10 protein-coding genes are annotated in these 12,828 nt (G+C 69.8%); 7 read left to right on the top strand and 3 right to left on the bottom strand.

Translation table 11 applies throughout. The annotated features are described in order from the left end of the window. Positions 1-42 precede the first annotated feature (42 nt). From ACIRFL_RS23355 to ACIRFL_RS23370, 4 genes are all read left to right on the top strand, one after another. Positions 43-210: a hypothetical protein gene (locus ACIRFL_RS23355; protein WP_404031475.1), complete on the top strand. Its 168-nt coding sequence runs from the start codon at positions 43-45 to the stop codon at positions 208-210. A 929-nt stretch (positions 211-1,139) separates the two neighbouring features. Continuing rightward, on the top strand, positions 1,140-1,535 hold the full coding sequence (locus ACIRFL_RS23360; RefSeq protein ID WP_404031569.1) for a BlaI/MecI/CopY family transcriptional regulator: 396 nt from the start codon (positions 1,140-1,142) through the stop codon (positions 1,533-1,535). Positions 1,536-1,544: 9 nt separating this feature from the next. Beyond that, a complete protein-coding gene (locus tag ACIRFL_RS23365) occupies positions 1,545-2,078 on the top strand; it encodes an amino-acid N-acetyltransferase (RefSeq protein ID WP_404031478.1) in 534 nt (177 codons plus the stop codon). A 233-nt stretch (positions 2,079-2,311) separates the two neighbouring features. Then, positions 2,312-2,647, top strand: a complete 336-nt coding sequence (locus ACIRFL_RS23370; protein ID WP_149512141.1) for an Lsr2 family protein — start codon at positions 2,312-2,314, stop codon at positions 2,645-2,647. On the opposite strand, the gene ACIRFL_RS23375 is transcribed toward ACIRFL_RS23370, so the two are convergent. Continuing rightward, positions 2,626-3,297 (bottom strand): SCO3374 family protein, encoded by a 672-nt coding sequence (locus tag ACIRFL_RS23375; protein WP_404031481.1) that lies wholly within the window; start codon positions 3,295-3,297, stop codon positions 2,626-2,628. The two genes, ACIRFL_RS23370 and ACIRFL_RS23375, sit on opposite strands and share 22 nt — an antisense overlap. Positions 3,298-3,757: 460 nt before the next feature. On the opposite strand from ACIRFL_RS23375, the gene ACIRFL_RS23380 reads away from it, so the two are divergent. Then, the gene (locus ACIRFL_RS23380) at positions 3,758-6,283 is read left to right on the top strand and encodes an ATP-dependent Clp protease ATP-binding subunit (RefSeq protein ID WP_388719710.1); all 2,526 of its coding nucleotides are present in this window, start codon (positions 3,758-3,760) and stop codon (positions 6,281-6,283) included. A 66-nt stretch (positions 6,284-6,349) separates the two neighbouring features. Here ACIRFL_RS23380 and ACIRFL_RS23385 read toward each other — a convergent pair whose 3' ends face one another. Continuing rightward, a complete protein-coding gene (locus tag ACIRFL_RS23385) occupies positions 6,350-9,409 on the bottom strand; it encodes an NACHT domain-containing protein (protein ID WP_404031485.1) in 3,060 nt (1,019 codons plus the stop codon). 432 nt (positions 9,410-9,841) lie between these two features. Between ACIRFL_RS23385 and ACIRFL_RS23390 the strand changes: the two genes are divergently transcribed. Next, positions 9,842-10,429 (top strand): M23 family metallopeptidase, encoded by a 588-nt coding sequence (locus ACIRFL_RS23390; protein ID WP_404031488.1) that lies wholly within the window; start codon positions 9,842-9,844, stop codon positions 10,427-10,429. On the opposite strand, the gene ACIRFL_RS23395 is transcribed toward ACIRFL_RS23390, so the two are convergent. Further along, positions 10,426-11,028 (bottom strand): TetR/AcrR family transcriptional regulator, encoded by a 603-nt coding sequence (locus ACIRFL_RS23395; protein ID WP_404031491.1) that lies wholly within the window; start codon positions 11,026-11,028, stop codon positions 10,426-10,428. The two genes, ACIRFL_RS23390 and ACIRFL_RS23395, sit on opposite strands and share 4 nt — an antisense overlap. Before the next feature lie 125 nt (positions 11,029-11,153). On the opposite strand from ACIRFL_RS23395, the gene ACIRFL_RS23400 reads away from it, so the two are divergent. Next, positions 11,154-12,743: an MDR family MFS transporter gene (locus ACIRFL_RS23400; RefSeq protein ID WP_404031494.1), complete on the top strand. Its 1,590-nt coding sequence runs from the start codon at positions 11,154-11,156 to the stop codon at positions 12,741-12,743. Positions 12,744-12,828: the final 85 nt, after the last annotated feature.

Below are 12,828 nucleotides of genomic sequence, written 5' to 3' on the forward strand. Positions count from 1 at the left end.
GGCGGTCCGCCGGCGGCGGGGGTGCGTGGCTACCCTGGGGGCATGGACTACGTCTCCGCTCTCGTGCCCCCCGTCGTCATGGCGGTGTTCTTCATCGGTGTGGTCAGGGTGATCGTGAAGACCCAGGGCGGCGCCGCCAAGACCAAGGAAGACGCCGCAGTCGACGCCGCCCTGACCCGCACGGAGACCCCCGCCAACTCCGACGCCTGACCCACCCACCCCGCCAGGGTCGAGGCGCACACAGGGCATTGGCCGGCTCCCAAGGCGCCCGCTCCAGGCCCGCAGCGCCTGCTTCCGGACCGCGCGCCCGCTCCAGCTCCCGGGACTGCCCGCGCCCCGCGCCCGCCCCGGCCGCCGCGCCGGCGCCCGACTGCGGAGCCCGCTCCGGACCACGGTGTCGGCCCGCGTCCGATCCCCTCCGGTCGGCGGCGACCCGACGTCTGAGGCACCCGACCCAGACCGCGGCGCCTGTCCGGGACAGCGACGCCCGCCCCGCCCGTGGCGCTTCCCGGGCCTGTGCCCACGGTGCCTGTCCCGGTTGCGGCGCCCGCTCTACCCCGTGGCGCATTCCGGCCCGCGTATGAGGCGCACGCCCCGCACCAGAGCGGCTGCCCGCGCCCCGAGCGCCCACCTGCCCGCGCCGGTGGCGCCTGATCACGGACCCCGCCCGCCTGCCCGGTATCCCGGCGCCCGCCCTGGACCACGGCGGCCGTCTTGGGTCGCGGTGGAACACCCCGACGCCTGAGCGCTTGCACCGGCGTGCGCCGGCTACCCGCCCGCGGCGGCCACTACGACCTGCGGTGCCTGCCTCGGCGGCCAAGGCACCCGCCCGGTCCGCCGCACCCGCCGCGGTTGAGATGCGCGCCGCGCACCATGACGCCTGCCCGCGCCCGTGGCGCCCGCCTCCGGACCCCGCCCGCCTGCCCCGTATCCCGGCGCCCGCCCTGGACCACGGCCGCCCTTCTGGATCGTTACGTCCGTGGTGCCCGGTGCGGCGCGGAGGCGGTCTTGCGCGGGGAGTTGGGCAGACTTTTTGGGCGGGTTGTTGAGGGAGGGGGCGTTTGGTGCGCCGTTGGTTGGGTCTCCTACTATTATTGTGAGTTGTGCCTCGCCCATTGGGAGATCTCGAAGACGCGGTCATGACGCGGGTGTGGAAGTGGAACCGCCCGGTGACCGTTCGAGAAGTCCTGGAAGACCTTCAGCGGGAACGGTCGATCGCGTACACCACGGTCATGACCGTATTGGACAATCTCCATCAGAAGGGCTGGGTGCGCCGCGAGGCCGAGGGCCGGGCCTATCGATATGAGGCCGTCTCCACCAGGGCCGCCTACGCCGCCGCCCTGATGAACGAGGCGTGGTCGCACAGTGACAACCCGGCGGCGGCTCTGGTCGCCTTCTTCGGCATGATGAGCGACGAACAGCGTCAGGCCCTCAGGGACGCCGTCCGCATCGTCCAGGGCCCGGAAACCCCCGATACGGTCCCCGATACCGGCGCCGAGAACCCCGGCTCCGCCCAGGACGGCGGCGGGCGATAGCGTCCGCTCATGTCAGCAGAGCGCCCCGAAGTCACCGCAAAAGCCATCACCGTCCGGCGGGCCCGGACCAGCGATGTCCCGGCCGTGCGCCGCCTCCTTGACGTGTACGTCCGTGAGCGCATCCTGCTCGACAAAGCGACCGTCACGCTTTACGAGGACATCCAGGAGTTCTGGGTCGCCGAACGCGACGACAACGCCGAGGTGGTCGGCTGCGGCGCGCTGCACGTCATGTGGGAAGACCTCGCGGAAGTGCGCACTCTCGCGGTCAAGCCGGGTCTGAAGGGCGCCGGCGTCGGCCACCGGTTGCTGGAGAAGTTGCTGCACACCGCCCGTTGGCTCGGTGTTCGACGCGTTTTCTGCCTGACCTTCGAAGTGGACTTCTTCGGGAAGCACGGCTTCGTGGAGATCGGCGAGACACCCGTGGACACCGATGTCTACGCGGAGCTGTTGCGTTCCTATGACGAAGGCGTCGCCGAGTTCCTGGGTCTCGAACGAGTGAAACCGAACACCTTGGGCAACAGCCGGATGCTTCTGCATCTGTGATCGCCGGGGCTTGACCCGGTATTCCGGCCGCCGACCCTGCCCACGTTCCCTATGTCCGAAACGCGCATGTTTCCGGACTGGTGCGCCCCCCAGAGTCTCTGCCGGGGGTTTGTGTTTTTCCGGCAAAGGCGGTTTGCTTTCCGACGTACTGCAGTACTGCATATAACAGGGGGCGGCGAAACGGCGGACGCCGCGGGCTCCGAGCCCTCAAGTTATCGATGAAAGGAAATCCGGTGGCACAGAAGGTTCAGGTCCTTCTTGTCGACGACCTCGACGGTGGCGAGGCGGACGAGACCGTGACGTTCGCGCTGGACGGCAAGACGTACGAGATCGATCTCACGACCGCCAACGCGGACAAGCTGCGCGGACTTCTCGACCCCTATGTGAAGGGCGGCCGTCGTACCGGTGGCCGTGCTTCGGGCGGACGTGGAAAGGCCCGCGCCGCTTCCGGTGGCAGCCAGGACACCGCGCAGATCCGCGCCTGGGCGAAGGAGAACGGTTACGAGGTCAACGACCGTGGCCGTGTTCCCGCGTCCATCCGCGAGGCCTACGAGAAGGCCAACGGCTGAACGGCCGACGGCCCGGCGCACGCGCGCCGCAGCCGGATCCGGTGGCAGCACGTCGCCACCGTGTCCACCAGCCGTACGAGATCGGGGGCGCCCCCACCGCCCCCCACGGCCGACAGGGTCGGCAGCGAGGTCTCGACCTCGCGCCCCGGCTCGGGGGGCCGCAGCCACACGGCGGCCCCCTGCCCAGGATGAGCGGCACGCGCGGAACGCGGCGCGGGGACCGCGCGCGCGTGCGGCGCGGGCCCGGAACGGCCCGGGAGTGCCGGCCGCGGTCCGCCGGCGCCGGGCTCAGGAGGCATCGGCGCGTCCAGCCGCCCGCCCGCGCCCAGGGCGATCAGATCGAGCGGCAGTGAGCCCCACTCCAGCCAGTCCAGCAGCCCCGGCAGTTCCTCCGCGCTGCCCGCGGCCACCAGAAGCCGCATCCGCTCGCCCCGCAGGGCCACCGGAGTGCCCGGCGCCAGATGCCGGAGCGTCGCGGCGCCCGCCGCGGCCGGAACGTCCAGGACGTCGAAGCGCACACCCGTGAGCAGCCGCAGCGGCCCCCCGGGTGCCGTGGCCCAGCCCAGCTCGTTCTCGTACCAGTCCCGGGCCCGTGCGTCCGGCGCGACAGGCCGACGGGGGAGCGGGATCATGGGAAGGGTGCCAACCATGCCAGGCGCAACAGTGGAACCTCGCTGAGAGTTACGCTTGGTGTACCGATGACTGCGCACAGTGCCGGACGAGGGGGCGCGTGGGGGCCCGAGCAGGCGCAAGGTTGTTCGCCCATAGCGGAGGGAACCGGGGCGCCCGGCATGGAGTGTCAGTCCGTACGGGTAAGACATCCCTAGTGGGAGGGGGCGACACGCAGAACAGGCCGTCTCACGTTCGCCATCGGCGTACTGATGGTGGGGGTAACTGCCTGGCCTGCGGGAACATCGTCTCGCACCATCGGGTTGGAGCAGATGTCGGCGTTCGGGGTCAGGAGGCAGCAGCTTGTCTCCGCGAGAGCGGAGGTGATCCGGACGGTGTCGGCAGTTGGAATGAGCGGTCCCCGCTTGCGGGACTAAGCTGCGGAAGGACAGAGAGGGGAGCGTCCCCTTACTGCCTGACCGCTCTGAGGAGCGATTAACGATGTTCGAGAGGTTCACCGACCGCGCGCGGCGGGTTGTCGTCCTGGCTCAGGAAGAAGCCCGGATGCTCAACCACAACTACATCGGCACCGAGCACATCCTCCTGGGCCTGATCCACGAGGGTGAGGGTGTCGCCGCCAAGGCCCTGGAGAGCCTCGGCATTTCGCTTGAGGCGGTCCGCCAGCAGGTGGAGGAGATCATCGGCCAGGGCCAGCAGGCCCCGTCCGGGCACATCCCCTTCACCCCCCGTGCCAAGAAGGTCTTGGAGCTGTCGCTCCGCGAGGCCCTTCAGCTGGGCCACAACTACATCGGCACGGAGCACATCCTGCTCGGTCTGATCCGTGAGGGCGAGGGCGTCGCCGCCCAGGTCCTGGTCAAGCTGGGCGCCGATCTCAACCGTGTCCGCCAGCAGGTCATCCAGCTGCTGTCGGGCTACCAGGGCAAGGAGACCGCCACCGCCGGCGGCCCTGCCGAGGGCACTCCCTCGACGTCCCTGGTCCTCGACCAGTTCGGCCGGAACCTCACCCAGGCCGCTCGCGAGTCCAAGCTCGACCCGGTCATCGGGCGCGAGAAGGAGATCGAGCGGGTCATGCAGGTGCTGTCCCGCCGTACCAAGAACAACCCGGTCCTGATCGGTGAGCCCGGCGTCGGCAAGACCGCCGTCGTCGAGGGCCTGGCCCAGGCCATCGTCAAGGGCGAGGTGCCCGAGACGCTCAAGGACAAGCACCTCTACACGCTGGACCTCGGCGCGCTGGTCGCCGGCTCCCGCTACCGCGGTGACTTCGAGGAGCGCCTGAAGAAGGTGCTCAAGGAGATCCGCACCCGCGGCGACATCATCCTGTTCATCGATGAGTTGCACACGCTGGTCGGTGCGGGTGCCGCCGAGGGCGCCATCGACGCCGCTTCGATCCTGAAGCCGATGCTGGCCCGCGGTGAGCTGCAGACCATCGGTGCGACCACGCTGGACGAGTACCGCAAGCACCTGGAGAAGGACGCGGCCCTGGAGCGCCGCTTCCAGCCGATCCAGGTCGCCGAGCCGTCCCTGCCGCACACGATCGAGATCCTCAAGGGCCTGCGTGACCGCTACGAGGCCCACCACCGGGTCTCCATCACGGACGAGGCGCTGGTCCAGGCCGCCACCCTGGCCGACCGCTACATCTCGGACCGCTTCCTGCCGGACAAGGCGATCGACCTGATCGACGAGGCCGGTTCCCGGATGCGTATCCGCCGGATGACCGCTCCGCCGGACCTGCGCGAGTTCGACGAGAAGATCGCCGCCGTGCGCCGGGACAAGGAGTCCGCGATCGACTCGCAGGACTTCGAGAAGGCCGCCTCCCTGCGCGACAAGGAGAAGCAGCTCCTGGCCGCCAAGGCCAAGCGGGAGAAGGAGTGGAAGGCCGGCGACATGGACGTCGTCGCCGAGGTCGACGGCGAGCTGATCGCCGAAGTCCTCGCCACGGCCACCGGCATCCCGGTCTTCAAGCTGACCGAGGAGGAGTCCAGCCGCCTGCTCCGCATGGAGGACGAGCTCCACAAGCGGGTCATCGGCCAGGTCGACGCCGTCAAGGCGCTGTCGAAGGCGATCCGCCGTACGCGTGCCGGTCTGAAGGACCCGAAGCGCCCCGGTGGCTCGTTCATCTTCGCCGGCCCGTCCGGTGTCGGTAAGACCGAGCTGTCCAAGGCGCTCGCCGAGTTCCTGTTCGGTGACGAGGACGCGCTGATCTCCCTCGACATGTCGGAGTTCAGCGAGAAGCACACGGTCTCGCGTCTGTTCGGTTCGCCCCCCGGCTACGTGGGCTACGAGGAGGGCGGCCAGCTGACCGAGAAGGTCCGCCGCAAGCCGTTCTCCGTCGTCCTGTTCGACGAGGTCGAGAAGGCCCACCCGGACATCTTCAACTCGCTGCTGCAGATCCTGGAGGACGGTCGGCTGACCGACTCCCAGGGCCGGGTCGTGGACTTCAAGAACACGGTCATCATCATGACGACCAACCTCGGCACCCGGGACATCTCCAAGGGCTTCAACCTGGGCTTCGCGGCCTCGGGTGACACGAAGACCAACTACGAGCGCATGAAGAACAAGGTCTCGGACGAGCTGAAGCAGCACTTCCGGCCCGAGTTCCTCAACCGCGTCGACGACGTGGTCGTCTTCCCGCAGCTGACGCAGGAGGACATCCTGCGGATCGTCGACCTGATGATCAGCAAGGTGGACGAGCGCCTGAAGGATCGGGACATGGGCATCGAGCTGTCCCAGTCCGCCAAGGAGCTGCTGTCCAAGAAGGGTTACGACCCGGTGCTGGGCGCCCGGCCGCTGCGCCGCACGATCCAGCGCGAGATCGAGGACACGCTCTCGGAGAAGATCCTCTTCGGTGAGCTGCGCCCCGGTCACATCGTGGTCGTGGACACCGAGGGTGAGGGCGAGACCAAGACCTTCACCTTCCGGGGCGAGGAGAAGTCCGCACTGCCGGACGCCCCGCCGATCGAGCAGGCGGCCGGCGGAGCCGGTCCGAACCTGAGCAAGGAGGCGTAAGCCTCCGGCCGATTGGCCGCCCCGAAGGGGCCGGTGCCTTGCGGGCACCGGCCCCTTCGGCCGTTCTCAGCGCGGCTCCAGGCTCGTTTCCGCGCCGGGGAAGAGCCCCACGAAGCGGGAGACCGGAACGGAGTGCCCCGCCCGGTTGGTCAGGGTCACCGAACGCAGTCCGGGCAGCCGGGGCACCAGAGGGGCCAGATCCTCCTCGCCCGTCATCGAGACGACCCGCAGCACCTCGATGCCCGGCAGCTGTGGCATCCGTGCGATGGACTGCGGGAACTCCTGGATGATCCGCGCGTTCAGGTAGAGCCGGGTCAGCTCCGGCAGTTCGCTGACCGCCCGCCAGTCGGCGGCCGTCACTTCCGTGGTCAGCGGGCCGAGGCTGAGCGTCTTCAGGCCGGTCCAGTGCTGCACCCCGCGCAGCCCCGTGCCGTCGGTGCTGTGTGCGCCGAGGAAGAGGAATTCCAAGGGCGCTTCGGGTGGCAGGGTGTCGGTGAGGTCGGTGCCCGGCAGTTGCTGGCTCAGGGTGATCCTGGTCAGCGACCGCAGGGTCCGCAGCCCCGTCAGGTCGCCGATTCCGGAGCAGCCGAAGAGGCTGAGCGGCAGCGCGGAGAGGCGGTCCAGGCCGCCCGCCGCCGGGCAGTCGTGGATCCACAGCCTGTGGAGGGAGCCGAACGGCAGCAGGGACCCGAGATCGGTGAGACGGGGGTTGTCCGACAACTGGAGCGAGGTCACCGCGTCGGCCCTCGGCACGGCGGCCAGGATGTCCGCCATCCGGTGCTCACCCTGCAAGGAGAGCTCGTGCCAGGACCGCATCCCGGCCAGTGCCGCGAGCTGTTCGGGCGACCCGCAGGACAGATGCAGCTTCGCACGGTCCAGCCGGTCCAGTACCTCGGCCGCGTACTCGACGGCGTCGAACCGGCCCCAGGTCCCCACCAGTTGGCGCCGGACGCCCAGGTCCGGGTGGTTCCGGAACCGGCGCAGCACCGCCAGCGCCCCCTCCGGCTCCTCGTCCCCGAGGAGTGAGGCCGTGACCGTCACGCCCCGCGCCTCCTCGTCCGTCAGCCCCTCGGGGCCCGGCAGCAGCTCCAGCACCAGCGGCCCCGCCTCGGCCAGCGTCCGCGCGTCCCGCGTGGTCCGCGGGGGAATCAGCGCCGCCGCACGCTCCTCCACCTCCGCCCGCACCGCCGGATCCACGGCCGTCGCCTGCTCCAGGCAGGCCAGCGCCAGCAGACTCAGCCGGGGCACCTCGCGTGCCGTCAACTGCCGTAGCAGAAATGCCCGTTCGCGGGGTCGGGCGTGGGCCACCGCCATGCGGATGACGTCCTCCCACTGAGTGTCGTCCGCATGGCTCATCAGCACGTCCAGGTGGCCCTCCGCGACGGCGTACCGGGCGCCCAGGTAGTCCTGGAAGGTGCGGTGCACGAAGTCCACGACGCCCTCGGCCGGTTGCCGCAGCAGACCGCTGCGCAGCAGCAGCGTCCGCAGCACGGCCGCCGCGTCCCCCTGGCCCGCGGCCGACGCCACCGCCGGCAGACAGCGCTCCACGATCCCCTCGGCCGCATCCAGGTCCATCTCGGTACGGCCGGACAGCACGAGCGCGTAGGCCAGGCGCTGCAACAGCTCCAGTTGGGCCTCCTCGCCCAGCTCCATGCCGTCCACCGCGCCCATGCCCCGCTCCCGGTCCCGGCGGGACAGCAGCATCGTGAGGGAGGCGTCGTACAACTCCTTGCGGCCGGTGGGCAGATAGCCGCGGCGCTCGCGGTGCAGGGCGCAGATCAGGCCGCACATCAGCGGGTTGGTGGCGAGCCGGGCCAGATCGCGCTTGGTGCGCAGGGAGTCCAGCAGCCCGGCCTCGTACTCCTCGGCCCGCGCCGCCGTGTGCCAGCGCCGTACGAAGGTGGTGACGTCGGCGCGGCGCATCGGAGTCAGGGCCCGCTCGCGGAAGCCCTCGGCGGCCAGCCAGTCGGGGCGTACGGCGGTGGGGCGGGAGGTCAGCAGCCACTTGTTGCCGGGGAAGGCGTGGACCAGGGCGAGCAGCCAGTCGCGGGTGCGATGGCGCTCGGCGGCCGGGATCTCGTCCAGGCCGTCGACGAGGACCAGGGCCCGGCCGGCGGTCAGGACGCGTTCCGCCCAGCCTTCGGGCGGTGACAGCGGGCAGTTCACGGCGGTGAGGAAGGCGGCGGGCGCCGGGAGCGCGCCCGCGCGGATCAGGGAGCGCAGCGGCAGGACGTACGGGATGCGCCCGTTCCCGTGCAGGGCGGCCGTCACCGCAAGCCACTGCACCAGGGTCGTCTTGCCGGAGCCCGCGTCGCCCCGCAGCAGCACCCGGTCGTGGCCGCGCAGCGCGTCCTCGGCGGCCAGCCGGACCGTGGCCGCGGAGGGGTGCTCGTCCGGGGTGGCGTCGCCCGCGGCGTCGTCGCCCGTGGTCTCCAGGCTCAGGTAGGCGACTTCCAGGGGCCAGCGGTCGGGAGAGTCGCGCAGATCGACGCCGTAGAGGGTGATGTGGTCGTGCTGTCGCGCGACGTAGGGCAGGTAGCGGCGTTCGAAGGCGGTGTCGCGGGCGTCGGGCCGTTGGGCGCGGGCCAGCAACTCGTCCACTTTGGCGATGAGTTCGGCCTGCCCGCGGGTCTGTTCGACGAGGGTGCGGGCGACAAAGGTGGAGCGCCGGGTGAAGAACTCCAGGATCTGCAGGCAGGCCCATTCGGTCGCGGAGTCGAGGAAGAAGGCGGCATCCGCGGACAGGCCGTCGGGAGCCGCCGAGCCGTGGTGCAGCCTCTTGGCCAGCTCGCGGTGGCCGAGCCGGACCGCTTGGGCGTCGTCCATGTCGAGGTCGCCGAGGGCGAGCAGCCTGCGGGCGAGGGCGTCGGCCACGGCCGGCTGTTCGTGGGCCGGGAAGGGCGGTTCGCCGGGGGAGTCCACCGCCTCTTGCACCAGACGCGCGGCGAGCCGGTGGACGTCCCTCTCGGTGAGGGTGCGCTTCTCGCCACGGAAGGACACCAGACGGGTCAGCCGTACCGGCTTGTCCACGAGTCCGGCGCCGGGGCCGTCGCTGACGATCAGCTTCTTCACCAGCGGCCCGATCACGCTGGAGGCGAGCTTGCTGCCCAGTACCGCCGGCTCCATCCGTCCACCCCCGTGGTCGTACCGCCGCGAACGAGAAACGCGAACGAGAAATACGGAGGGAGCCTAACCGGAGCGCTCGGTCCGAGGGGCGGGCGTAGCGCCGGTCACATTCGAAGGGGGTTGGATCTAGGGGCTCGGTGACATGCCGCACAGGGCAAATGTCCGTTACTAGCCCACTTAGTGGGAGTTCGCGTTGGGGCAAATTAGGACATTCACCCCGGATGCTTTTGGGTCGATTCGCCGCTGCCAGGAGGCTTGTCCGACTAGTGAGGCATTTGTCAAGAAAGGCGGCGATGTCCCGGTGGCGTACTAGAACGCCTCGTAGATGGGGGTTTTGGAGGCGGGCGAGGCCGGGGGTTACCAAGGGATGGCCCGACCGGGAGCCGTCCGTGCTCCGGCCGGGTCTCCCGTCCCCGAGTACACGAGGTTTCGATGTTCCAGCGCGTCACGCCCCGCCGGTCCCGTACGTCCCTGCTCCGCAACCGTGCCGCGGTCCTTGCCGCCGGTCTCGGCGTCTCGGCCGTACTGGGAGGCGGAGTCGCGGCGGCCGCCACTCCCGCGACCACCGTCACGGGAACGACCACCGCCGCCCAGAGCGCGGCCGCATGGGTCGACCCGGTGAAGCAGTACACGCTCTCCGCGAGCTTCAACCAGGCCGGCGGCATGTGGAAGGCCAAGCACAGCGGCCAGGACTTCGCCGTGCCGATCGGCACCGAGGTCGTCGCCGCGTCCACCGGCACCGTCGTGAAGGCCGGCGGCAACGGCGCCGGTGACGGCCCCGCGTACGGCAACGCCGTCGTCATCAAGCACGGCAACGGGACGTACTCCCAGTACGCCCATCTGTCCAGGATCGACGTGAAGGTCGGCCAGGCCGTCGCCGCCGGCCAGCACATCGCGCGCTCCGGCAACACCGGCAACTCCACCGGCCCGCACCTGCACTTCGAGATCCGTACGACCCCGAACTACGGCTCCGCGATAGACCCGGTCTCCTTCCTGCGCGGCAAGGGCGTGCGGGTCTAAGTCCCGGTGTTCCCGGCGCCCTTGTGCGCCTGTGTCACCAGGTCCACGGCGACCTCGAGAACGGCCGCGCGCTTCTTCTCGGGGTCGCCTTCCAGGTCCTGGAGGACGAACATCCCGGCGTGCAGAGTGAAGATGGCGCTCACACAGCGGACCTGGTCGACCAGGTCCGCTTCCGGGTCGATGATGATGTCCCGCAGGCCGCGCATGCGGTCCTTGAACGAGTCGCCGATGCGCAACTCCCGCACGGTCGCCTGGTTCTCCTGCATGAAGCGGAACAGCGGCGCCGCGTCGACGAGCGCCTGACTGTAGCGCCGGATGATCTCCCGCTTGGTCTCCAGGGTGTGCGGCTGCCCCTCGCCCCAGGCGATCAGGTCCTCCATCGGCTTCGTCAGATCCTTGAAGAGGCTGACGATGATCTCTTCCTTCGTCTTGAAGTGGTAGTAGAGCGCCGCCTTGGTGACGTCGAGGCGTTCGGCGATCTCCCGCAGGGAGGTCTTCTCGTACCCCTGCTCCGCGAAGAGTTCGAGCGCCACGTCCTGGATGCGCTGGCGGGTGTTTCCGCGGCGCTGCTGCTTGGTCCCGTCCATGGTGACGCCCATTTTCGTACTCCTCGCGCTGCTGCGGAAACTTACTTGACGACCGGCTAGTGACGGGTCTACCTTCCCCAGTGTAGTCAACTAGCCGGGCGGCAAGTAAGTGGCCGCCGCAGGGGGAGTGCCGGACGATGGCGGACACACCGCAGGCCCGGGCGGGCCAGGAGATATCCGAAGAGCAGGGCAAGCAGCCCAGGAGCGTGCGCGTGGTCCTGCTCGCGCTGATGATCGCGATGATGCTCGCGATGCTCGACAACATGATCGTGGGCACGGCGATGCCGACGATCGTCGGTGAACTGGGCGGCCTCGAACACCTGTCCTGGGTGGTGACCGGGTACACGCTCGCCACCGCGGCGGCCACCCCGATCTGGGGCAAGCTCGGGGACATGTACGGCCGCAAGGGCGCCTTCATGACCTCGATCGTGATCTTCCTGATCGGGTCCGCGCTGAGCGGCATGGCCCAGAACATGGGCGAGCTGATCGGTTTCCGGGCCGTGCAGGGTCTCGGCGCCGGCGGTCTGATGGTCGGCGTCATGGCGATCATCGGCGATCTCATTCCGCCGCGTGAGCGCGGCAAGTACCAGGGCATGATGGCCGGCGTCATGGCGCTCGCGATGATCGGCGGCCCGCTGGTCGGCGGCACCATCACCGACAACTGGGGCTGGCGCTGGGCCTTCTACATCAACCTGCCGCTCGGCGCGATCGCGCTGGCCGCGATCAGCGCGGTGCTGCACCTGCCGAAGAAGCGGACCAAGACCCGCATCGACTACCTGGGTGCCACGCTGCTGACCGTCGGCATCACCGCGATCGTGCTGGTGACGACCTGGGGCGGCACCGAGTACGCCTGGACCTCCGCGCGGATCATGGAACTGAGCGCCATCGGCATCGTCTCGCTGGTCGCCTTCGTGTTCTGGCAGACCAAGGCCGCCGAGCCGGTGCTGCCGCTGCACATCTTCCGCAGCCGCAACTTCACCCTGATGTCGGTCATCGGCTTCATCACCGGCTTCGTGATGTTCGGCGCCACGCTGTTCCTGCCGCTGTACCAGCAGTCGGTGCAGGGCGCGTCCGCGACCAACTCCGGACTGCTGCTCCTGCCGATGCTCGGCGCGATGCTGGTCACGTCGATGGTCGCGGGGCGGGTCACCACCAACAGCGGCCGCTACAAGATCTTCCCGATCGCCGGTGGCGTGCTGATGGTCGCCGGTCTGTATCTGCTGTCCCTGATGGACGCGGGCACCTCACGGTTCACCTCCGGCGTGTACATGGCCGTCCTGGGTCTGGGCATGGGCTGTCTGATGCAGATCACCATGCTGGTCGCGCAGAACAGCGTGCAGATGAAGGACATGGGCGTCGCGTCCTCGTCGACCACCCTGTTCCGTACGCTCGGCTCCTCGTTCGGTGTCGCCATCATGGGCGCGCTGTTCAACCACCGGGTCCAGGACGTCATGGCGGAGCGGGCCGGCTCGGCGGGCCGGCAGCTGACCGAGCAGTCCGCGCAGCTGGACGCGGCGAGCCTGGCGAAGCTGCCGGCGGCGGCACGCGAGGCGTACCAGCACGCGGTGTCCGCGGGCACCCACAGCGCCTTCCTGCTGGGCACGGCCGTCGCCGTGATCGTGCTGGTCGCGGCGCTGTTCGTGAAGGAGGTCCCGCTCAAGGGCGGACCGCAGAAGGACCCGGCGGACGCCGCCCAGGCGCAGGCGCCGGTGGCCGAGGCCGTCTGAGCCACGTCCGAGCCGAAGGCCCTCCGGCGGGTGTCCGCCCCGGAGGGCCTTTCCTGCGAGCCCGTTCGAGCCCGTCCTGGGGGCG

This window comes from Streptomyces sp. NPDC102462 (genome assembly GCF_044765425.1).
Lineage (GTDB): Bacteria > Actinomycetota > Actinomycetes > Streptomycetales > Streptomycetaceae > Streptomyces.

What these genes read in the sequence shown, in the direction of transcription:
- ACIRFL_RS23355 (WP_404031475.1), top strand. Translation starts at nt 43, where the DNA reads ATGGACTACGTCTCCGCTCTCGTGCCCCCCGTCGTCATGGCGGTGTTC.
- ACIRFL_RS23360 (WP_404031569.1), top strand. Translation starts at nt 1,140, where the DNA reads ATGACGCGGGTGTGGAAGTGGAACCGCCCGGTGACCGTTCGAGAAGTC.
- ACIRFL_RS23365 (WP_404031478.1), top strand. Translation starts at nt 1,545, where the DNA reads ATGTCAGCAGAGCGCCCCGAAGTCACCGCAAAAGCCATCACCGTCCGG.
- ACIRFL_RS23375 (WP_404031481.1), bottom strand. Translation starts at nt 3,297, where the DNA reads ATGGTTGGCACCCTTCCCATGATCCCGCTCCCCCGTCGGCCTGTCGCG.
- ACIRFL_RS23380 (WP_388719710.1), top strand. Translation starts at nt 3,758, where the DNA reads ATGTTCGAGAGGTTCACCGACCGCGCGCGGCGGGTTGTCGTCCTGGCT.
- ACIRFL_RS23385 (WP_404031485.1), bottom strand. Translation starts at nt 9,409, where the DNA reads ATGGAGCCGGCGGTACTGGGCAGCAAGCTCGCCTCCAGCGTGATCGGG.
- ACIRFL_RS23390 (WP_404031488.1), top strand. Translation starts at nt 9,842, where the DNA reads ATGTTCCAGCGCGTCACGCCCCGCCGGTCCCGTACGTCCCTGCTCCGC.
- ACIRFL_RS23395 (WP_404031491.1), bottom strand. Translation starts at nt 11,028, where the DNA reads ATGGGCGTCACCATGGACGGGACCAAGCAGCAGCGCCGCGGAAACACC.
- ACIRFL_RS23400 (WP_404031494.1), top strand. Translation starts at nt 11,154, where the DNA reads ATGGCGGACACACCGCAGGCCCGGGCGGGCCAGGAGATATCCGAAGAG.